The organism is Dethiobacter alkaliphilus AHT 1, assembly GCF_000174415.1.
Classification (GTDB): domain Bacteria; phylum Bacillota; class Dethiobacteria; order Dethiobacterales; family Dethiobacteraceae; genus Dethiobacter; species Dethiobacter alkaliphilus.
In genome coordinates this window covers 31432-49148 of sequence record NZ_ACJM01000008.1, presented here as the reverse complement: position 1 = coordinate 49148, position 17717 = coordinate 31432, and the positions used below count along the sequence as shown (strand labels likewise).

Sequence of the window (17717 nt, the reverse complement as noted above, 5' to 3'; positions counted from 1 at the left end):
CGTGGAAATGGTCACTTTAAAGATAGACGGCCACGATGTCCTGGTGGAAAAGAACGCAACTATTCTCCAGGCTGCAGAAAAGGCCGGCCTGAAAATTCCCACCCTCTGCTATCATCCAGCCCTGCGCCCCGACGGCAACTGCCGCGTCTGCGTGGTGGAAGTAGCCGGAGCCCGCAGCCTGATGGCCGCCTGTATTGCACCGGTAACAGATAAAATGGTGGTCAACACCAATACCCCGCTGGTCAGGGAAGCTCGACGTACCAATCTGGAACTGATTCTGGCCAATCATCCCCTGGAATGCCCCACCTGCAAACGCAACCTGAACTGCGAACTGCAGCAACTGGCGCTGGACATGGGGGTCTCAGAAGTACACTACCAGGGCCGCCAGCGCGAACTACCCATGGATACCTCCAGCCCTGCACTGGTTCGCGAACCAGATAAATGCATCTACTGCGGCCGCTGCGTCCGGGTTTGCAGTGATGTGCAGGCCGTAAACGCTCTGGATTTCTTTAACCGGGGCTTTGACACCGAGGTGGGGCCTCCCCCCGGGTATAATCTAAACGACAGCGTCTGTGTCCAGTGTGGCCAATGCGCCACCACCTGTCCGGTGGGTGCAATTTATGAAAAATCTGTGGTGGATGACGTTTGGCAGGCCATAGCCGACCCCAATAAACATGTGGTGGTGCAGGCAGCACCGGCAGTACAGGTAAGCATTGCCGAAGCTTTGGGCCTGGAGCCCGGCACCCCCATGGCCGGCAAGATGGCCGCTGCTCTGCGCCGCCTGGGCTTTGACCGGGTTTTTACCACTGAATTTACCGCCGACCTGACCATTCTGGAGGAAGGCACTGAACTGTTGGGACGCCTGAAAAATAACGGCGCCCTCCCCCTCATTACCTCCTGCAGCCCTGGCTGGATTAAATTTATTGAACACAACTTCCCCGAACTATTGGAAAACCTTTCTACCTGTAAATCACCGCAGCAAATGTTCGGCGCTCTGGCCAAAACCTATTATGCTGAGAAAAACGGCATCGACCCCTCCAAGATCTACTCCGTATCCCTGATGCCCTGTACTGCCAAAAAGTATGAAGCGGCACGGCCGGAGATGAATTCCAGCGGCTACCGTGATGTGGATGCGGTGATCACCACCCGGGAGCTGGCCCGGATGATTCATGAAGCATCTTTGGATATCAACAAACTTGCCGATGAGCAGTTCGACGCTCCCTTTGGTATGCTAACCGGCGCCGCTACCATCTTTGGCACCACCGGCGGTGTGGCGGAAGCGGCTCTGCGCACCCTTTATGAACTGGTAAACGGCCAGGAAATGCCCACCATGGAGTATGAACCGGTGCGCGGCCTGGACGGCATTAAAGAGTCCTCGGTTAATCTGGGGGGCACCGACGTTAAAATCGCCGTTACCAGCGGACTGGCCAACGCCCGGGAAGTATTAAACCGGGTAAAAAACGGCGAAGCAGAATATCATTTTATTGAAATCATGGCCTGTCCCGGCGGCTGCATCGGCGGCGGCGGCCAGCCCATTAAAAACGGCTCTGATAACCGCGTGGCCCGTGCTGCCAGCATCTACAAAGTAGATGCCGCAAACAGGGTTCGCAAATCCCATGAAAACTCCGCGGTAAAACAGCTCTACAAAGAATACCTGGGCGAGCCCAACAGCCATAAAGCCCACGACCTCTTACACACCCATTACACTCCGCGGAACCGTTACTAAGCTTCCCTTCCACTAATCTCCTATATATACTCCTTCTTCACGCCCGGGCCGGGCCTCCCCCAGCCCGGGCCCTTTCTTTTGGGACAGGGGGACAGGTCAGCTGTCCCACTTTTCCCCTGGTTAGCCTTTGCCGAAGGAGCAGTGGGGAAAGCGACAGGTGGGGCAGTCCAGGCAGAGGCCGCCGTGACCCAGGCGGGTGATATCGGTACGGGTGACTGTTTCACCGGCTACAATGCGGGGCAGGATGATGTCAAAGACGGTGGCCTGATGATACATGACGCAGCCCGGCAGGCCCAGGATGGGAACGTTGTCCAGATAAGCCAGAAGGAACATGGCTCCGGGGAATAAGGGTGTCCCGTAAGTTATGATTTGAGCTCCTGTTTGTTTGACACCACCGGGGGTGGCATCATCGGGATCCACCGACATGCCGCCGGTCACCACCACCATCTCGGCGCCCTGACTTATCTGCTCTTTAATTTTGGTGGCAATTTGCGCCGAATTATCGGAAAGCAAATCATGGCGGATAACCGGACAGCCGATGTTTTCCAGCTTGTCCCTGACCATGGGGCCGAAACAGTCTGTGATGCGCCCGCTGTACACTTCATTGCCGGTGGTAATTATCCCGGTTTTCAACTGACGGTACGGCTTAATCTCTATAACCGGCCCACTCTGTGCGCAGATTTCTTCCACTTGCTCAACTTTTTCTTGTTTGATTATCAGGGGTATGACTCTGCAGCCCGCCACCGTCTCTTCTTTTTCCACAGCTATGTTGGTATGGCGGGTAGCCAGTGTTACTTCCTCTATGGCATTAATCTCTGAGAGCACCTCTACATTAATTTTTAAAAGTCCCCTTTGTGCAGATTTTAGATTAACTCTACCCTCTTTGGGCTGAGTGAGGAACAGATTCTTTCCCGCGGCCGCCTCGCATATGCGGATAGCTGCATCATTTTCATGCAGACTGTTTTTGTCACACTCCCAGACATAGAGGTTTTCCTTGCCGATTTTTAAAAGTTCCGGCACATCTTCTTCTTTGACCACATGACCTTTTTTGAAGGCCGGCCCTTTAAATTCTCCGGGTACTATTTTGGTGACATCATGGCAAAGAACCATACCCACAGCTTCAGAGGTTTTTATTTTCCGCATCAGGTTTCACCTCTTTTGCGGTGGGCACAGACGATTTCCGCTAAGATACTAACGGCAATTTCTGCCGGAGTTTGAGCACCGATATCCAAACCTATTGGGGAGTGCACCTTTTCCACAGCTTTCTCGGCTACTCCTTCATCAATAAGTTCCTGCAGCACGGTTTTAACTCTGCGCCTGCTGCCAATCATGCCGACATAGGCTGCAGGCTTTTCTGCAACAGCTTTCAGACAAAGCTTGTCATGGCGGTGGCCTCTGGTCACAATAACAATATAAGTGTTCTCCCATGTGGTTATGGAATCTAAGGCCGGCACAAAGTCAGCACAGATTACCCGCTCCACATGGCCAAACCGATGGGTGTTGGCAAAAGCAGGCCTGTCGTCCACCACTGTTACATGATAGCCCAGCTCTTTAGCCATTTTGCTTAGCGGCAACGCAATATGTCCACCACCGAGAATAATTAGCTCCAACTGCTTTGCTGCCGGTTCTGCAAAAATTTGCAGGGAGCCCTCTTGTGTCAGTAACGGTTGCTCTGGCTTACTTAATTTATCATGGATTGTTTTTATTAATAAGGCACACTCGTTTTCAGCATAAAAAGTGGCCGTTTCATCCTGGGCTTTAGAGGATTTTCCGCACACCTTAACCTGTTTATCTTTTGTCTCCAAAACCGTAACTAAAACGGGTTGGCGGTTATGCTCTAAGGCGAGCAGGTAATTAAGCATTAATGCTTTTTCCCTGTTGTCCCCCGGCGGTAGGATTTCTATCAGCACCTCCATCACGCCGCCGCAGACCATCCCTTCTTCTGCTGCCGTCTCCTGGGTCATATTTACCGTATATCTTGCAGGTTGTAAGTTATCCAGGGCAAGCAAAGCCTGGCGCCTGACTTCTGCTTCACCGCAGCCGCCGCCCACAGTTCCAAAGATTTGCCCATCCCGGGTTACCAGCATTTTTGCGCCCGGCTTGCGGGGTGTAGAACCCCGCACGTTAATAATAGTCACCAAAGCTGCCGGTTCTTCACCGGTGCAGATTTTTTTTAAGGCTCTTATTAATTGCTCATCCATAACTCTTCTCTCCTGCCTAAATAAATCAGCGCTTCCAAAACACCGCCGGCCACACAACGAGCCTTATCCGAGATGGTAAAACAATATTCTTTTACCCCTCTGGGGTCGATATCACCAATTTTACATCCTGCCGTAACCTGCAGTCCTGTTTTCATAATTCCCCGTAATACTCCGGAAATGGGTGCACAAATTACTTCTTTGCCCACCGCAGCCACCGGCTGGCCCTGAGTTACCAAATCACCGATTTCCTGCAGACCACGAAATTGGCCGGCCACCGGTGCCCGCAAAAGCCGCTGTGTGGTATAACCCTGGATCTCACCGGGTACTCCCGTATTAGGCGCAGCCGCTCCTTTATAGAGCACGCGACCCAAATCATGGCCCCTTTGTGTTTCAATGACGGCCTGTACATTTCCTCCTGCGGTAAAGCCCGGGCCCAGCCCTATGGTAACCGGCGCATCGTCTATGGAAGTGCCCAGGTTCTGCTTGGCCATCACCGCATCCACCACCGCCTGAGGCTGTAACTGCACTAGCGCCTCCCACTGCGGGTCGGCCAGAACACAGATTCTCTCGGCCTTTAGGATTGCAGCCACATCATCTATCCCTCCGGCCAAGACGGCCTGCACCCCTTCCACCGTCTGCTCACCACGGTATACGGCTTCGGCAAAAGAAACACTGCGACGAATCACAGTGGGCTGAAAAGTCTCCAGCATCAAAACGGCAAAGCCGCACTGAAAAAGCCGGTGGGCCACACCGCTTGCCAAATCTCCCGCTCCTTTAATGATAACCAGTGGTTTCTTCATAATCAGCTTCCCTTTAGTTTCTCATAATCTTCCCAGTTATCGATATCAAAGACCACGCCTGGATCCTCCACATCCACCCGGTGAACTTCCTTATTAAAGCGCTTTATCAGCTGCCTGCCGCCCACATCGCCTCTGAGAGAATTAAAGTACGGCAGAAACTGTTTGGCAAAAATGACCGGGTTTCCCGGAGTTTCCTCATGGTAAGGAACAACAATTCCCCGCTGATGTTTAAAGGCCGCTAGTAAAATATCAATGGTTTTACCAGTTACAAGAGGCTGATCGCCCAGGGCAAACAGAACACCTTCAGGCGGAGAATCTTGGGCTAAAGCTTTAAGGCCTGCTCTAACAGATGTACTTTGCCCGCAGGCGTACGCTTTATTTTTAACGATCTGTACCGGCAGACCCTGTAGTGCGGCAGATACTTCCTCAGAGGCCGCTCCCACCACCACCAGGACCTGCTCCACATTGCTGTTGACCACGGTTTCCACCGCGTGACGGATTAGCGGACGTCCCTGATAATCCAGCAATTGCTTTGGTCTTTTCAGGCGGGATGATGTTCCCGCCGCTAAAACAATGGCGGCAATCATTTCAAATGACCTCCTTAACAGGGTCCGCTTGCAAGGCAGCACCAAAGCTGACGATAGCAGGGTTTTGTGCTGTAATTTTTGTGGCAATGTCTCGGGCCGTATTTGCCTCTGCCGCTGTTTCCACTTTGTTTATGAAAGGAATCCACCTGGCTTGCGGTGGGATGTTTTTCAGGTAACCGGCATTGCTGGTGATAACGTCAGCAACCATCTTTGCTGTTACCCTGCTTCCCAAAGCTGCCCCGGCAATTTGTGCCACCAGTTCCGGCCGGTGAACATTCTCAGCAGTGAGGGGGCGTCCGATACAGTCAATTCCCGTTACCGGAACTACCAAAGTGGTGTCCGGGGGGATAGGAGGCTCATGCTCAGCCGGAGCTTTAAAGGGCTTGCCCGAAGCCCCATCGCACTCTGCAATAATCAGTGCCGCTTCAGTTTCAGCCAGGACTTTAAACAGCGAAAAGTCCAACCCCAACAACTTGCCGCCCAGCCTGGATCTGCCGACAACAATCACGGTGTTTTTAGCAAATGCACTGTTTATTTTGCGCTGCAGAATGCTTGGCTTTGCTGCAACCACCACACTCATGCCTTGAGGCTCATATATTTTTGTGGTGGTTGTGAGAATGGTTTTAATGCCTCGCTGCTTAGCTTCGGCGGCCATGGCAAGCATGACGGAAGTTTTTCCGCCCGCGCCGGTTAAAGCGATAATTTCCTTTGCCGTGCAGCAAAAAGTCTCCAGAAACTGCATCTTATCCCGACCTTTCATTACAGGGAAAAAAGGAGCTCCTTTGAGCTCCGGTGAAAAGTCTATAAGGAACGGATAACCAATTTTTCAGGGGTTATGGGCAGGTCGGTGACTCTGACGCCCATGGCATTGTAGACGGCGTGAACAATGGCGGGAGCCGGAGTGTTGGTAACAACTTCACCGATGGACTTGGCGCCAAAGGGTCCTGTGGGCTCATAACTTTCCTCAAAGGAAACACGAATCTTGCCCACATCTTTTCTGCCGGGAATTTTGTACTGCATAAATGAATTGGTTTTCATCTTACCCCGGGCGTCATAGCGAACATCTTCAAAAAGTGCCATGCCAATACCCTGTGCCAGGCCACCTTCTGCCTGGATTCTGGCCAAATTGGGGTTAATTACTTTACCGCAGTCCACCACGGCCACATACTGAATTAAGTCTGTTTTCCCCGTTTCTTTATCCACTTCCACTTCCGCAAAACCGGCCACAAAGGGAGGCGGCGATATGGGGATACCATGGGATGCATTACCCACCAACTGGCGCGGATTCACACCTATGGTAAGTCGCTCGGCTATTTCTTTTAGGCTGATCTTTCTTTTGCCATCCACCATCTGCACCATGTCCCCGGTAAATTCCATCTCTTCAGGGGACACCAGCAAAAATCCGGCGGCGCTTTCTATAATCCGGCGTTTTAAATCTTCTGCCGCCTTAACCACTGCCATGCCTGTTACATACGTGGTATTGGAAGCATATGAGCCAGGATCAAAGGGCGATATATCCGTATCCGCCGCATGTACCGTAATGTTTTCCAGGGGAGTCTGCAAAATTTCTGCCGCCATCTGGGTAAGAATTGTATCACTTCCCGTACCCATGTCGGCAGAACCGACAAATAGTGAATAATCGCCGTTATCATTTAAACGGACTGTGGCGGAAGCAGTATCAATATCGGCAATCCCCGATCCCTGCATGGCCACCGCCATTCCCACCGCTCTTACCTTGTTGCCCTCTTGCCTGCGGGGATACTTTTCATCCCAGCCAATCATTTCTTTTCCCTTTTCCATGCATTTGTGCAAAGTGGAGCTGACCAGTCCTTCGGTAATATAAACCAGAGATTTTTCCCCTTCTTTAATTACGTTTTTAGCCCTGATCTCACAGGGATCCATTGCCAGCTCATCAGCTAACTTGTTAACCGCATTTTCCAGCGCAAAGGCTCCCTGAGGCGCGCCGTATCCCCTAAAAGCCCCCGCCGGCAGTTTGTTTGTATATACCACATTGCCCTCAAAGCGGACTGCTCTGGTCTTACTATACAGCGGCAGCGTTTTTTGCCCCACGACGCTAAAGGTGGTGGGCGCATGCTCTCCATAAGCTCCTGTATCGGAGAGTCCCTCCATATCAACTACCCTGATATAGCCGTCTTTATCTGCCCCCAGCCTGACTTTGATACGCATGGCATGGCGGCTGTTTGTGCAGCCAAAGGTTTCCTTACGGTCATAAACGATTTTGGCCGGCTGGCCTGTTTTCATAGTGACCAGAGCGGCAAAACACTCCACCACCGCTGTCTGTTTTCCTCCAAAACCACCGCCGATACGGGGTTTAATCACTCTGATTTTACTTGCCGGTATTTGCAGGGCCCTGGCCAAAATCCTTCTGACATGGAAGGGAATTTGCGTGGAACTTACCACCACCAGCCTGCCTAAATGATCATAATGGCTAAAAGCCCGAAAGGTTTCCATCATGGCCTGGGATACAGCATGTATATAACTGGTTTCTTCAATCACCACATGACAGTTCTGCAGTTCCTTTTTTACATCTCCCACCTGGACCTTATGTGTGCAGGCAATATTTTTATCCTGCTGCATGCCGATGTCGAAGTTACAGTGCAGATCTTTTTCGGGGTGAATAACCGACGGGTGCCCCGCTGCTTTTTCAAAGTCCAGGACCGGCTCCAGTACATCGTACTCAACTTTAATCAGCTTCATGGCCTTAAGCGCCGTTTCCTCGTCCACTGCAGCAACAATGGCTACTTCATCCCCCACATATCTGACAATGTCCTCCAGAATCAGCCGGTCATAAGGAGAGGGTTCGGGATACGTTTGCCCCGCTGTACCAAACCTCACCGCGGGTACGTCCTCATATGTAAGGACACATTCCACCCCGGCCAGTTTTTCCGCTTTGGTTTTATCGATTGCTTTAATTTTGGCAAAGGCATGGGGGCTGCGCAAAATCTTTACAATCAAGGCATTTGCCGGTGCCAGATCTTCGGTATACACAGGTTTTCCGGTGGCTATGGCAAGTCCATCGGTTTTAGGTACACTTTTGCCCACAATTTTCATTTGCTTATGCCACCCCCAGATATTTCTTAACTGCCCGTAATTGTCCCATATAACCGGTACAGCGACACAGGTTACCGGTTAAATAATGGATGATTTCTTCCTCTGTGGGATTATGCAGTTCATTTTTCATGGCCAGAACCGTCATAATAAAGCCGGGATTACAGAACCCGCACTGGTCTGCTCCCTCAGACACCAGAATGCGGGCAAACTCTTCGGCATCTTCAGATACCCCTTCCATGGTGGTAATCTGTTTGTGCTGGACACGCACAGAAAGAGTTGCACAGGATAAAACCGGCCTGCCATCAACCCAAACGGTACACAGACCGCAGCAGGTTGTATTGCAGCCCTTCCGCACACTATGGAGCCGGTGGGCCCGCAGGGTATCTGCCAAAAGCTCATCCTCTTTAACATCAAGGACTACTTCTTTACCATTTAAAATAACTTCTATTTGCATTGCATTACCTCCGTGACCGCTCTTTTCACCAATGCTCTGCAAACTATCTGTCGATATTCTGCGCCGGCCCTGGCATTGGTGCCAAAAGTCAGCTCCTCCACCACCGTATCTGCTACCCCATCTAATGCAAAACCATCTGTCAACTGTTTGCCTGCCTGATGCGCAATGGCCGCTTTTCTGGGTCTTGCGCCCACAGCAATGAGCCACTTATCATCCAACCTGGAGACGGCAACGTTTAAGATGGGAAAATCACTTGCTGCTTTACGCAGGTGCTGATAAGAGGCCTGCCTTTGATTATGGGGAATCAGCACCCGGATTAAAACATCTTTTTCTCTGGGCCTCTTTAAAAAATCAGCCAATGGCATTCTGCCCGCTTTATATAGTTCAATTTCGGCATCCAGTGCCAACAAGGCGGTGATTAAATCAGAGAAACCGTAATGGGAAAATACAGAGGCTCCCACAGTAACAATGTTTCTAAACTGCACTCCCAGCACATTGCTCACAGCTTTGGACAGCATGCCGTTAAAGTGCTCAGCTATTATCGTACTAACTTCCAAATCCCTGAAGGTTGTCATGGCCCCAATCTCAATGTATCCGTCCTGCTCTTTTATGTAATTTAAGCCCAGAAGAGACAAATCCAAAGCTGTCCGAATTCTTTTGGAACCAAGCCTTAAAAAAGCTGTCCCGCCCAGAATACGGTTGTTTCTTCTCTCAAGTAAAAGTTGATATGCTTCTTCCACACTGCCGGGCCGGACATATTCCTGAATTGAAAACACCGCAAAACCTCCCCACTTTAAAGGCGCGCAGCTGTTGCTCAGATTAAGAGCAAAACCGCACGCCTTACCATTGGAATTATTTAACCTCGTGTGCAGCCTTTGGTAGTTATATTTTACAGTATACCATACTAACAGGCAAATACTGCAAGGCGCACATGTTCTGCTACAGGCCTACAGATACAAATCCCGCTCCCCCTGATCAAGCCGATTCAGGCGCTCTGCGGTAACCTCCCGGACTTTAGGGTTTTCAATCTCATCCAGATGCCGACGAATGGTTTCCTCTCCCACAGCCCGGGTGTCCGGCGAAGCATAGTCCAGCAAATATTCCTTAAATGTCAAAAGCGCATTGGGTTGGCAGACGTTTTGAATCTGGCCGTTTTTGGCCAATGCCATAAACCGGTCTCCGGTGCGTCCCTGCCGGTAACAGGCGGTGCAGTAGCTGGGCAGATACCCGGACCCACAGACACTTTTTAATACCTCGTCGGGGCTGCGGTGATCATCTACGCTAAACTGAGGCGCCGCCTCGTCTTCTCCCACCGCCATGCTGTCTTCGCGTCTGTAGCCGCCCACGCCGGTGCAGCTGCCGGCAGAAATCTGGGAGATACCGTAATCCAGCAATTTATCCCTTAACTGTGGACGCTCCCGGGTGGAGAGAATTAATCCGGTATAAGGTACCGCCAGCCGGATAACGGCGATTAATCTGGCAAACTCCTGGTCTGTGACCAGATGAGGAAACTTACTTAAATCCATGCCTTCCGCCGGGCGCAAGCGGGGCACCGAAATGGTATGGGGCCCCACACCGAAACGCTCTTCCAAATGCAGCGCGTGCTGCAGCATGGCCAGCACTTCATATTTAAAATCATACAAACCAAAGAGCACACCAAAACCCACATCATCAATGCCTGCTTCCATGGCCCGGTCATGGGCAGTGGTGTGCCAGTCATAATCTGCCTTGGGCCCGGCCGGATGGACTTCTTGGTAAGTCTCTCGGTGGTACGTTTCCTGAAAAAGAATATAAGTGCCGATATCGGCTTTTTTCAGCCGCGCATAATCCTCCATCGAAGTGGCCGCCACATTGACATTAATCCGGCGGATACTGCCGTTTTTAAATTTAAGGCCGTAGATGGTGCTAATGCACTCCAGAATATAGTCCATGGAACACTCAGTGGGATGTTCACCCGCTTCCAGCGCCAGTCGTTTATGCCCCAGGTTTTCCAGCACTTCAACCTCGTTTTTTAGCTCCGCCATGGACAGCTTACGACGTCTAAATAAATTTTTTTGCTGATAACCGCAATAAGTGCAGCTGTTTACACAGTGATCACTTACATAAAGCGGAGCAAAAACCACCACCCGTTTGCCGTAAATTTTTTGTTTTACCTCTTTGGCGGCGGCAAAGACTTCTGCCAACAGCTCTTCATCCTCCACCTGCAATAAGATGGCCACCTCTTGTGGTGTGAGGCCTTTGGCCTGCCGCGCTTTCTCAATTACCTCCAGAACATGGCTATGGGAAACTGCCTTGCCATTTTTTAGCCAGGACCAAATTTGACCGTCTTTGATAAAATCCGCCTCTTCCCACTGGTCATGCCTCATTGCCGCCAGATTATTCCCCATAATTAATCCGCCTTTCTGTCTTTGTCTCTGCCAAAAGCAGCTGCTGCATGGCAGGGAAAGGTGAGAGCGCCCGGGGTAGAATCCCCATCAAATGCGCTATGGCTACCCCGTAATTGACAATACCTACACCGGCCTCTTCAGCCTGGGCAATACGGGCCAGCATTTCGCGGCGGTTGGTCATACAGCCCCCGCAATGAATCACCAACTTGTAATCCTTTAGCTCTTCTGCAAAGCCCTGTCCGCTGCACCAGGTAAGATCCAGTTCACCGCCCACCGCCTGCTGCAGCCAGCGCGGCAATTTAACCCTGCCGATATCGTCTTCCACCCGATGATGGGTACAGGCTTCCGCCATCAGTACCCGGTCACCGGGCCGCAGAGTGTCTATGGCCTTTGCTCCCCGGACAAGGGCTTCCAGGTCTCCTTTGTAGCGGGCAAACAAAATAGAAAAGGAAGTGAGCAGCACATCTTCAGGGGTGTCCGCATCTGCTTTTAAGAAAGCCTGGGAATCGGTGATAACAATCCTGGGCTTTTTGGCAAGCTGCTCCAGCGCCGTCTTTAACTGCTCCTCCTTCACCACCACAGAAAGGGCGTCGTTATCTAAAATGTCCCGGATAGTCTGCACCTGCGGCAAAATCAGCCTTCCTTTGGGAGCCGCCCTGTCTATCGGGGTTACTAAAACCGCAGTATCGCCGGGTTCAAGCAAATCTCCCACAATACTTAATTCATCCCACTTTTCGGGAGCACTTTGAATCATGGCTATTTTCAGCTGGCCAATTCCCGCCCCGGTGGCCGCACTTACCACCTGCGGCTCCTTCTGCAGCAAGCGGGTAAAAGCTTCTACTGTCAACTTATCCGGCGCATTAACATCCGCTTTATTTAAGACGCCCACCACCGGGACATCTTTTTTTTGGCAAAGCCTGCTAATCTCTTCTTCAAAAACACCGGGAACATCTGCCCCGTCCAGCACCAACAAGACCAAATCCGCCTTATTTAAGACGGCCCGGGAGCGCTGTACCCGCAACTCTCCCAACTCCCCTTCGTCATCCAGGCCCGCTGTGTCAATTAGCACCACCGGCCCCAGGGGCAGGATTTCCATGGCTTTATAGACCGGGTCGGTGGTGGTGCCGGGAACCGATGAGACCAAAGCAATATCCTGATTGGTCAGGGCATTAATCAAACTGGACTTTCCCGCATTCCTTTTGCCAAAAATAGCAATATGCAGCCGACTCCCCCTCGGCGTATTTTGCATTTCCTCACCTCAATGTATATGATTTTCCGCTTTAACCGCATTGTCCATAGCCAACAGTGTCTCTAGCTCCTCTTCGCTTATCAGACCGGACTGCAGCACCACATCCTTGGCCGGCACCCCCGCCTCTATGGCCTGATGGGCCAGCTCCGTTGCTTTTTCATACCCGATTTTTGCCGCCAGAACAGTAAGGATGCTGGTACTGTTTAGCACCTCTTCGCGGCAGCGGCAGAGATTAACTGTGATTCCCCGGATGCATTTATCGGCAAACATAATTTTTGTCTTGGCCAAAGTATCCAACGCCGGCAAAAGATTAGCCGCCACCAGCGGCAAAAAGGCGTTTAACTCCAACTGGCCTGCCTGTGCCGCCAGCGTCACCGCCAGATCCTGAGCAATGATCTGGTAAGACACCTGGGAAACCATCTCCGTCATTACCGGGTTTACCTTACCCGGCATAATGGAAGAGCCGGCCTGCAGCTCTGGCAGGCGAATTTCTCCCAAACCGGCCCGCGGGCCTGAACCCATTAACCGCAGGTCGCCGGATATCTTTAAAAGTGAGGTGGCTGAGGTCTTAATCAGCCCGGAAACCTCCACAAACACATCGGCGTTTTGTGTTCCGTCAACCAGGTTTTCGTAGGGATCCAAATCCAGGCCGGTCAGAGAGCGCAGCCGTTCAATCACCGTTGCTATGTACTGTTTATCGGCGTTAATACTGGTCCCCACCGCAGTGCCGCCCAGATTGACCTGACGCAGGCGCTCCTTTGCCTTTTGCAGGCGCCGATGGTCCCGGGAAACTGCCTGGGCATACGCGGCAAACTCCTGTCCCAGTGTAACCGGCACCGCATCCTGCAGTTGAGTGCGGCCCACTTTAAGCACCCCGGCAAACTCCGCTGCCTTTTCCTGCAGTGCTTCCTGCAGATAGGCCGCCGCTTCAGTCAGCGGCAGAGCCAGGCGGATAGCGGCAATATGCAACGCCGTGGGATATACATCGTTGGTGGACTGGCTGAGGTTCACATGATCCAGCGGATGCACCACCCGGTAGTCGCCTTTGGTACCGCCTAAAATTTCAATAGCCCGGTTGGCAATTACTTCATTGACATTCATGTGGGTGGATGTACCGGCACCGCCCTGGAACACATCCACAATAAACTGCTCATTTAGCTCACCTTGGGCCACTTCAGCTGCCCCCTGGCAGATGGCACGGCCCTTGTCTTTATCCAACCGTCCCAGCATCATGTTTGCTTCGGCGGCCGCCTGTTTTACCACCCCCAGTGCTTTAATCAGCTCCGGGTGCACCGGGTTTCCGGAAACGCTGAAGTTTTCCGCTGCCCGCAAGGTGTGAATACCATAATACACCTGATTGGGGACAGCCAATTCGCCGAGCAAATCATGTTCCATGCGATAGTCCATACGTTTTTCTCCCTTCGCAACTTATCCTGCCAAACCGGAGAAACAATCTTTGGGGCTGTGCCCCGGCCCATCGGCTACATGCCTTCCCAGGGAGGCAATAATACCACCGATACAATTGCGGCAATGAGCCGGATTATCGTCCAGGCAAATCTTGTTGGGATAGATTTCATACATCCGCCGATAACGGTTCGGCGTGATATTGGGCATCACCACATTGGCCCCGCCGGTCAGCGCTTTCTGCCGCCCCTGTTTGTCAATGGAGCCCAGCGCAGTGGTGGCGGGCAAATGGGCCTTGGGCAGCAGCAGTCGGGCTACGGCAATCATTTTCAGGGTCATCTCCACCGTTCCGCCCTCCGCTTTGGCCAGCGGAGTATGGGGATTGGGAACAAAGGGCCCGATTCCCGCCATTTCCACATCCAGGGCCTGCAAGAACAGTAAATCCTCCGCCAGAGCATTTAGGGTCTGGCCCGGCAGCCCCACCATGCAGCCTGAGCCCACCTGATAGCCCAATTCCCGCAGTGTCAGAAGTGACTGCCTGCGCCTTTCCCAGGTCATATCCGGATGCAGGGCAGCATACAAATCCGCATCTGCCGTTTCATGTTTTAATAAGTAACGGTCGGCACCGGCATCTTTCCACAGTTTGTACTCATCCCTATTCCGCTCTCCCAGGCTCAGGGTGATAACCAGCCCCAGTTCCTTCTTTAGTCTGTGCACAATGGAGGCCACAGTCTGGGCGTCATAATAACTATCCTCGCCGGACTGCAGCACCACGGTACGGTAACCCAGCGGCACAGCAGCGGCAGCCACCGCCAGGATTTCCTCCTCCTCCATACGGTAGCGCGCAAGGTCTTTATGGCTGCTGCGCAAACCGCAATATGTACAATTGCGCTCACAATAATTGGAAAACTCTATCAGTCCACGCAGATGGACCTCATCACCCATCTGGCTTTTGCGCACTCCATCGGCGGCCGCAAACAAAGCGGCAGCATCTTCCCCGGAGGAGGACAAAAGGGTTACAACATCTGTTTTGGTCAGCCGCCCGGTATTAACAGCTTGTTCTATAATCTCATTTATGTTTTTTCCCATAATGCTCTCCTTTATTTTTTGGTCAGTGCAGTTTTTACCGCCACGTCATCAATGGCTCCCAATTTACCGGTCATGGCCCCGATTTCATCGGTGGTTCCGTCCACAATCAGGGAAATAACGGCCACCTGACGCTCGCGGTAAGGAATGCCCATACGTCCCACCACAACATGGGCGTATTCGCTAAGTACAGCATTAACCCGCCGCACCGCATTCTCCCTGTCCTCAATAACAATACCGATAACACCAATTCTTTTATCCATTTTTTCCCACCCCTTTAAATCGCAGTATAAGAAAGGCACGCTTATTCGGTTTCCTTAGCAGCGTCGCAACTGCGAAGCGTTATAATTTCCTGCCGGCACAAAAAAAGCCTGCAAATAAACCTCAGTTAAGGTTCATCACAGGCTTTTGTATGCATCATTAATTTAACCCCCTTCTCCTCAGGGAAAACCCCTTGGTAGCAGGCAAAATCATCATTATCCTCGGACACGGCAAACCCCTGCCCTCAGATCTCTCTTTCATTATATAAGATTACTTTCAGTCAGGCAATACCCTAAGAGGAGCAGGCAGAAGGAACCTGCGGCTCTACCCGCTTTTTAATACGGTCATACTCATCTTGGCTTATGGAAGTAGCTTTGCCCAAAAGTTTAGCTAAAACCTTATTCTCAAATTCCTGCTTTGCGGAATCAATATCATACTTATTTGCCGGATATATTTCCGATAGCGTCCGTCTGATTTTCTCCCGTCTGAAATTTGTCACCTTCACATTGGTATGGACCAATATTCCAGAACTAACACCTTGCTCCTCATTCTCCACAACAGATGCGACAACCGGGCCAATCTTGTACACCAACGCCAACTCTTCGTCATAGTAAAAACTCGACATTTTTGAGCCCTCCTTTAAGATTGTCGTGAGGCCGCGTTTCCACAGTTGGCAATATTTTACCCAACTGTGCGAGAATCAGTCTTCTCACGTATATAAAAATTCGCCGACGGCAATTTTTTTTCCTGCCGTTTCCGTCCACTTTAAAAGAAGTTCATACTTTTGTAAACTTTGGACACACCTTGTTCGAAAAGGCACAAGAAAGTTGTACAAAATAATCCGCCGGATGCGGATTAAGGCAAAAAAACTCCTGTGTTGGCCGGGCCGTTGGGATTCTGTTTTGCGCTCCGGCTCTCTGCCACAGCATAACTTCCGCAGCGCGTGCAGCGAACTTTTCTGTCCGAAGGATACGGCGTGTCAAACTTATACCCACACCGCGAGCACACGTACTGTTTTTCCGGCATATCTGTCCCCCCAAACAACTGTTAAAACAGAGAAGTCGGTAGTACATCTTATGCAGAAAAACAGAAACTGCCCACCACGGTGCCTGTATACGGACATGATAAACAGGGCATATTAATTGATTTGCTCAAATACTTATGATATAATTAACATATCTTTTTTGTAATTTTAGCACCTTAACACCTGGGGTGAAGTACCTGCCGGTAGTAAGTGGGATGTGAGCTGCAGCATGTCTACCTAACAACAAAGGTTTGTTGGGTAGACAGGCCGCAGTCGAGCTCCAATAAAACACTGAAACCGGATTGGGGAAAAACCGGTGGGGAGGAAAGGGGTTCCTGGCTGGTTCCCTGTTGGGCCAGCAGTAGGCTACATCTGAAGATGTGGTTTAAGGTGAGTCGAAAGGCGAAACCTGGGCACTCTAGTCTCTTCTTCATACGTGAAGAGACTGGAATGCTCAGGTTTTTTATTTTCCCATTTGTAATTCGGGAGGTGATTGTTTTTTAGAGTAAGATTCTAGCTGGTGTCTACTTAAGTGACAGAAAAAGGGGTTAAACAATTAAGAGGAGAGTGAATAACTTGTTAAAAAAGAAAAACTTACTGTTTTTAATTATTGCTGTTTCCATTCTGGCCCTGGCAGTGGTGGGCTGTGGTGATAACAATGAACCGGCTCCCGACAACAACAACAACAATAACGGTAATGATAACGGCGAAGCCGTAGGCGACGGCAGCCTGCAGCGTGTTTTGGATGCCGGTGAATTCCATGTTGTTGGCAGCGGCGGCTATCGTCCCTTCAACTATTTTGATGAAGACGGCGAAATCGTTGGTTTTGACGTAGATACCGGCGCAGCCATTGCCGAACGCCTGGGCGTTGAACTGAACTACGGCGACACCGCCTGGGACGGTATCATTGAAGGCTTGCGTGCCGGCCGCTACGACGCAGTACTGGGCAGCATGGCCATCACCGATGAGCGCCTGGAAGTTGTTAGCTTTACCATTCCTTACTACTACTCCGGAGCACAGCTTGTTGTCCGCGAAGATTCCGGCATCACCGACCCCAGTGAAATGGATGGGCTGACCATCGGCGTTGCCACCGGTACCACCTTCGCTGATGACGCTGAAGAGTTAGGAGCCACTGTAAGCTACTACGAAGATGACAACCAGACCCTGATGGAACTGATTAACGGTCGTATCGACGGAGTCATTACAGACCGGGTTGTGGCCATTGTTAACATCGATGGAATGCAGGGCGGCGATCAGCTGACCATGGCAGGCGACCTGTTGCGCCTGGAGCAAATGGCTCTGGCCTTACGCCAAGATGATGAGGAGCTTTTGGCAGAACTCAATGAAATCCTGGAAGAAATGCACGCCGACGGCACGCTGAGAGCAATCAGCGAAGAATGGCTCGGAGAAGACATCACAGTAGATCAATAAGCAAAAGCAAAAAGGCACGGCCCCTGGTGCCGTGC

16 protein-coding genes are annotated in these 17717 nt (G+C 51.3%); 2 read left to right on the top strand and 14 right to left on the bottom strand.

The features are described 5' to 3' along the window. Window position 1 precedes the first annotated feature (1 nt). The gene (locus DEALDRAFT_RS08710) at window positions 2-1726 is read left to right on the top strand and encodes an NADH-dependent [FeFe] hydrogenase, group A6 (RefSeq protein WP_008516702.1); all 1725 of its coding nucleotides are present in this window, start codon (window positions 2-4) and stop codon (window positions 1724-1726) included. 120 nt (window positions 1727-1846) lie between these two features. Here DEALDRAFT_RS08710 and DEALDRAFT_RS08705 read toward each other — a convergent pair whose 3' ends face one another. The 14 genes from DEALDRAFT_RS08705 to DEALDRAFT_RS08640 form a co-directional block, all read right to left on the bottom strand. Further along, window positions 1847-2869: a molybdopterin-binding protein gene (locus DEALDRAFT_RS08705; protein ID WP_008516701.1), complete on the bottom strand. Its 1023-nt coding sequence runs from the start codon at window positions 2867-2869 to the stop codon at window positions 1847-1849. Beyond that, window positions 2869-3927, bottom strand: coding sequence for an XdhC family protein (locus tag DEALDRAFT_RS08700; RefSeq protein ID WP_008516700.1), 1059 nt, complete (start codon window positions 3925-3927; stop codon window positions 2869-2871). The genes DEALDRAFT_RS08705 and DEALDRAFT_RS08700 overlap by 1 nt, the downstream gene beginning before the upstream one ends. Beyond that, window positions 3912-4727, bottom strand: coding sequence for a selenium-dependent molybdenum cofactor biosynthesis protein YqeB (yqeB, locus tag DEALDRAFT_RS08695; protein WP_008516698.1), 816 nt, complete (start codon window positions 4725-4727; stop codon window positions 3912-3914). Before yqeB ends, DEALDRAFT_RS08700 begins: the two co-directional genes overlap by 16 nt. Window positions 4728-4729: 2 nt before the next feature. Continuing rightward, window positions 4730-5314, bottom strand: a complete 585-nt coding sequence (locus tag DEALDRAFT_RS08690; RefSeq protein WP_008516697.1) for a nucleotidyltransferase family protein — start codon at window positions 5312-5314, stop codon at window positions 4730-4732. 1 nt (window position 5315) lies between these two features. Beyond that, window positions 5316-6056: a selenium cofactor biosynthesis protein YqeC gene (gene yqeC, locus DEALDRAFT_RS16020; RefSeq protein WP_008516696.1), complete on the bottom strand. Its 741-nt coding sequence runs from the start codon at window positions 6054-6056 to the stop codon at window positions 5316-5318. Window positions 6057-6115: 59 nt separating this feature from the next. Then, a complete protein-coding gene (locus DEALDRAFT_RS08680; RefSeq protein WP_008516695.1) occupies window positions 6116-8386 on the bottom strand; it encodes a xanthine dehydrogenase family protein molybdopterin-binding subunit in 2271 nt (756 codons plus the stop codon). A 4-nt stretch (window positions 8387-8390) separates the two neighbouring features. Beyond that, entirely contained in the window at window positions 8391-8840 is a 450-nt protein-coding gene (locus tag DEALDRAFT_RS08675; protein ID WP_008516694.1) for a (2Fe-2S)-binding protein, read from the bottom strand. Continuing rightward, window positions 8831-9616 (bottom strand): FAD binding domain-containing protein, encoded by a 786-nt coding sequence (locus tag DEALDRAFT_RS08670; RefSeq protein ID WP_008516693.1) that lies wholly within the window; start codon window positions 9614-9616, stop codon window positions 8831-8833. Before DEALDRAFT_RS08670 ends, DEALDRAFT_RS08675 begins: the two co-directional genes overlap by 10 nt. A gap of 171 nt (window positions 9617-9787) precedes the next feature. Then, entirely contained in the window at window positions 9788-11227 is a 1440-nt protein-coding gene (gene hydG, locus DEALDRAFT_RS08665) for a [FeFe] hydrogenase H-cluster radical SAM maturase HydG (protein ID WP_008516692.1), read from the bottom strand. After that, complete coding sequence (gene hydF / locus DEALDRAFT_RS08660) at window positions 11217-12476, bottom strand: [FeFe] hydrogenase H-cluster maturation GTPase HydF (RefSeq protein ID WP_008516691.1); 1260 nt, start codon at window positions 12474-12476, stop codon at window positions 11217-11219. The genes hydG and hydF overlap by 11 nt, the downstream gene beginning before the upstream one ends. 9 nt (window positions 12477-12485) lie before the next feature. After that, on the bottom strand, window positions 12486-13883 hold the full coding sequence (locus tag DEALDRAFT_RS08655) for an aspartate ammonia-lyase (RefSeq protein WP_008516690.1): 1398 nt from the start codon (window positions 13881-13883) through the stop codon (window positions 12486-12488). A 21-nt stretch (window positions 13884-13904) separates the two neighbouring features. Beyond that, window positions 13905-14969 carry a [FeFe] hydrogenase H-cluster radical SAM maturase HydE gene (gene hydE / locus DEALDRAFT_RS08650; protein WP_008516689.1) on the bottom strand — a complete coding sequence of 355 codons (1065 nt, stop codon included), beginning with the start codon at window positions 14967-14969 and terminating at the stop codon, window positions 13905-13907. Window positions 14970-14980: 11 nt separating this feature from the next. Beyond that, window positions 14981-15229 carry a TM1266 family iron-only hydrogenase system putative regulator gene (locus tag DEALDRAFT_RS08645; protein WP_008516688.1) on the bottom strand — a complete coding sequence of 83 codons (249 nt, stop codon included), beginning with the start codon at window positions 15227-15229 and terminating at the stop codon, window positions 14981-14983. 290 nt (window positions 15230-15519) lie between these two features. Then, the gene (locus DEALDRAFT_RS08640) at window positions 15520-15852 is read right to left on the bottom strand and encodes a hypothetical protein (RefSeq protein ID WP_008516687.1); all 333 of its coding nucleotides are present in this window, start codon (window positions 15850-15852) and stop codon (window positions 15520-15522) included. Window positions 15853-16827: 975 nt separating this feature from the next. Between DEALDRAFT_RS08640 and DEALDRAFT_RS08635 the strand changes: the two genes are divergently transcribed. After that, the gene (locus DEALDRAFT_RS08635; RefSeq protein ID WP_008516686.1) at window positions 16828-17682 is read left to right on the top strand and encodes an ABC transporter substrate-binding protein; all 855 of its coding nucleotides are present in this window, start codon (window positions 16828-16830) and stop codon (window positions 17680-17682) included. Window positions 17683-17717 lie beyond the last annotated feature (35 nt).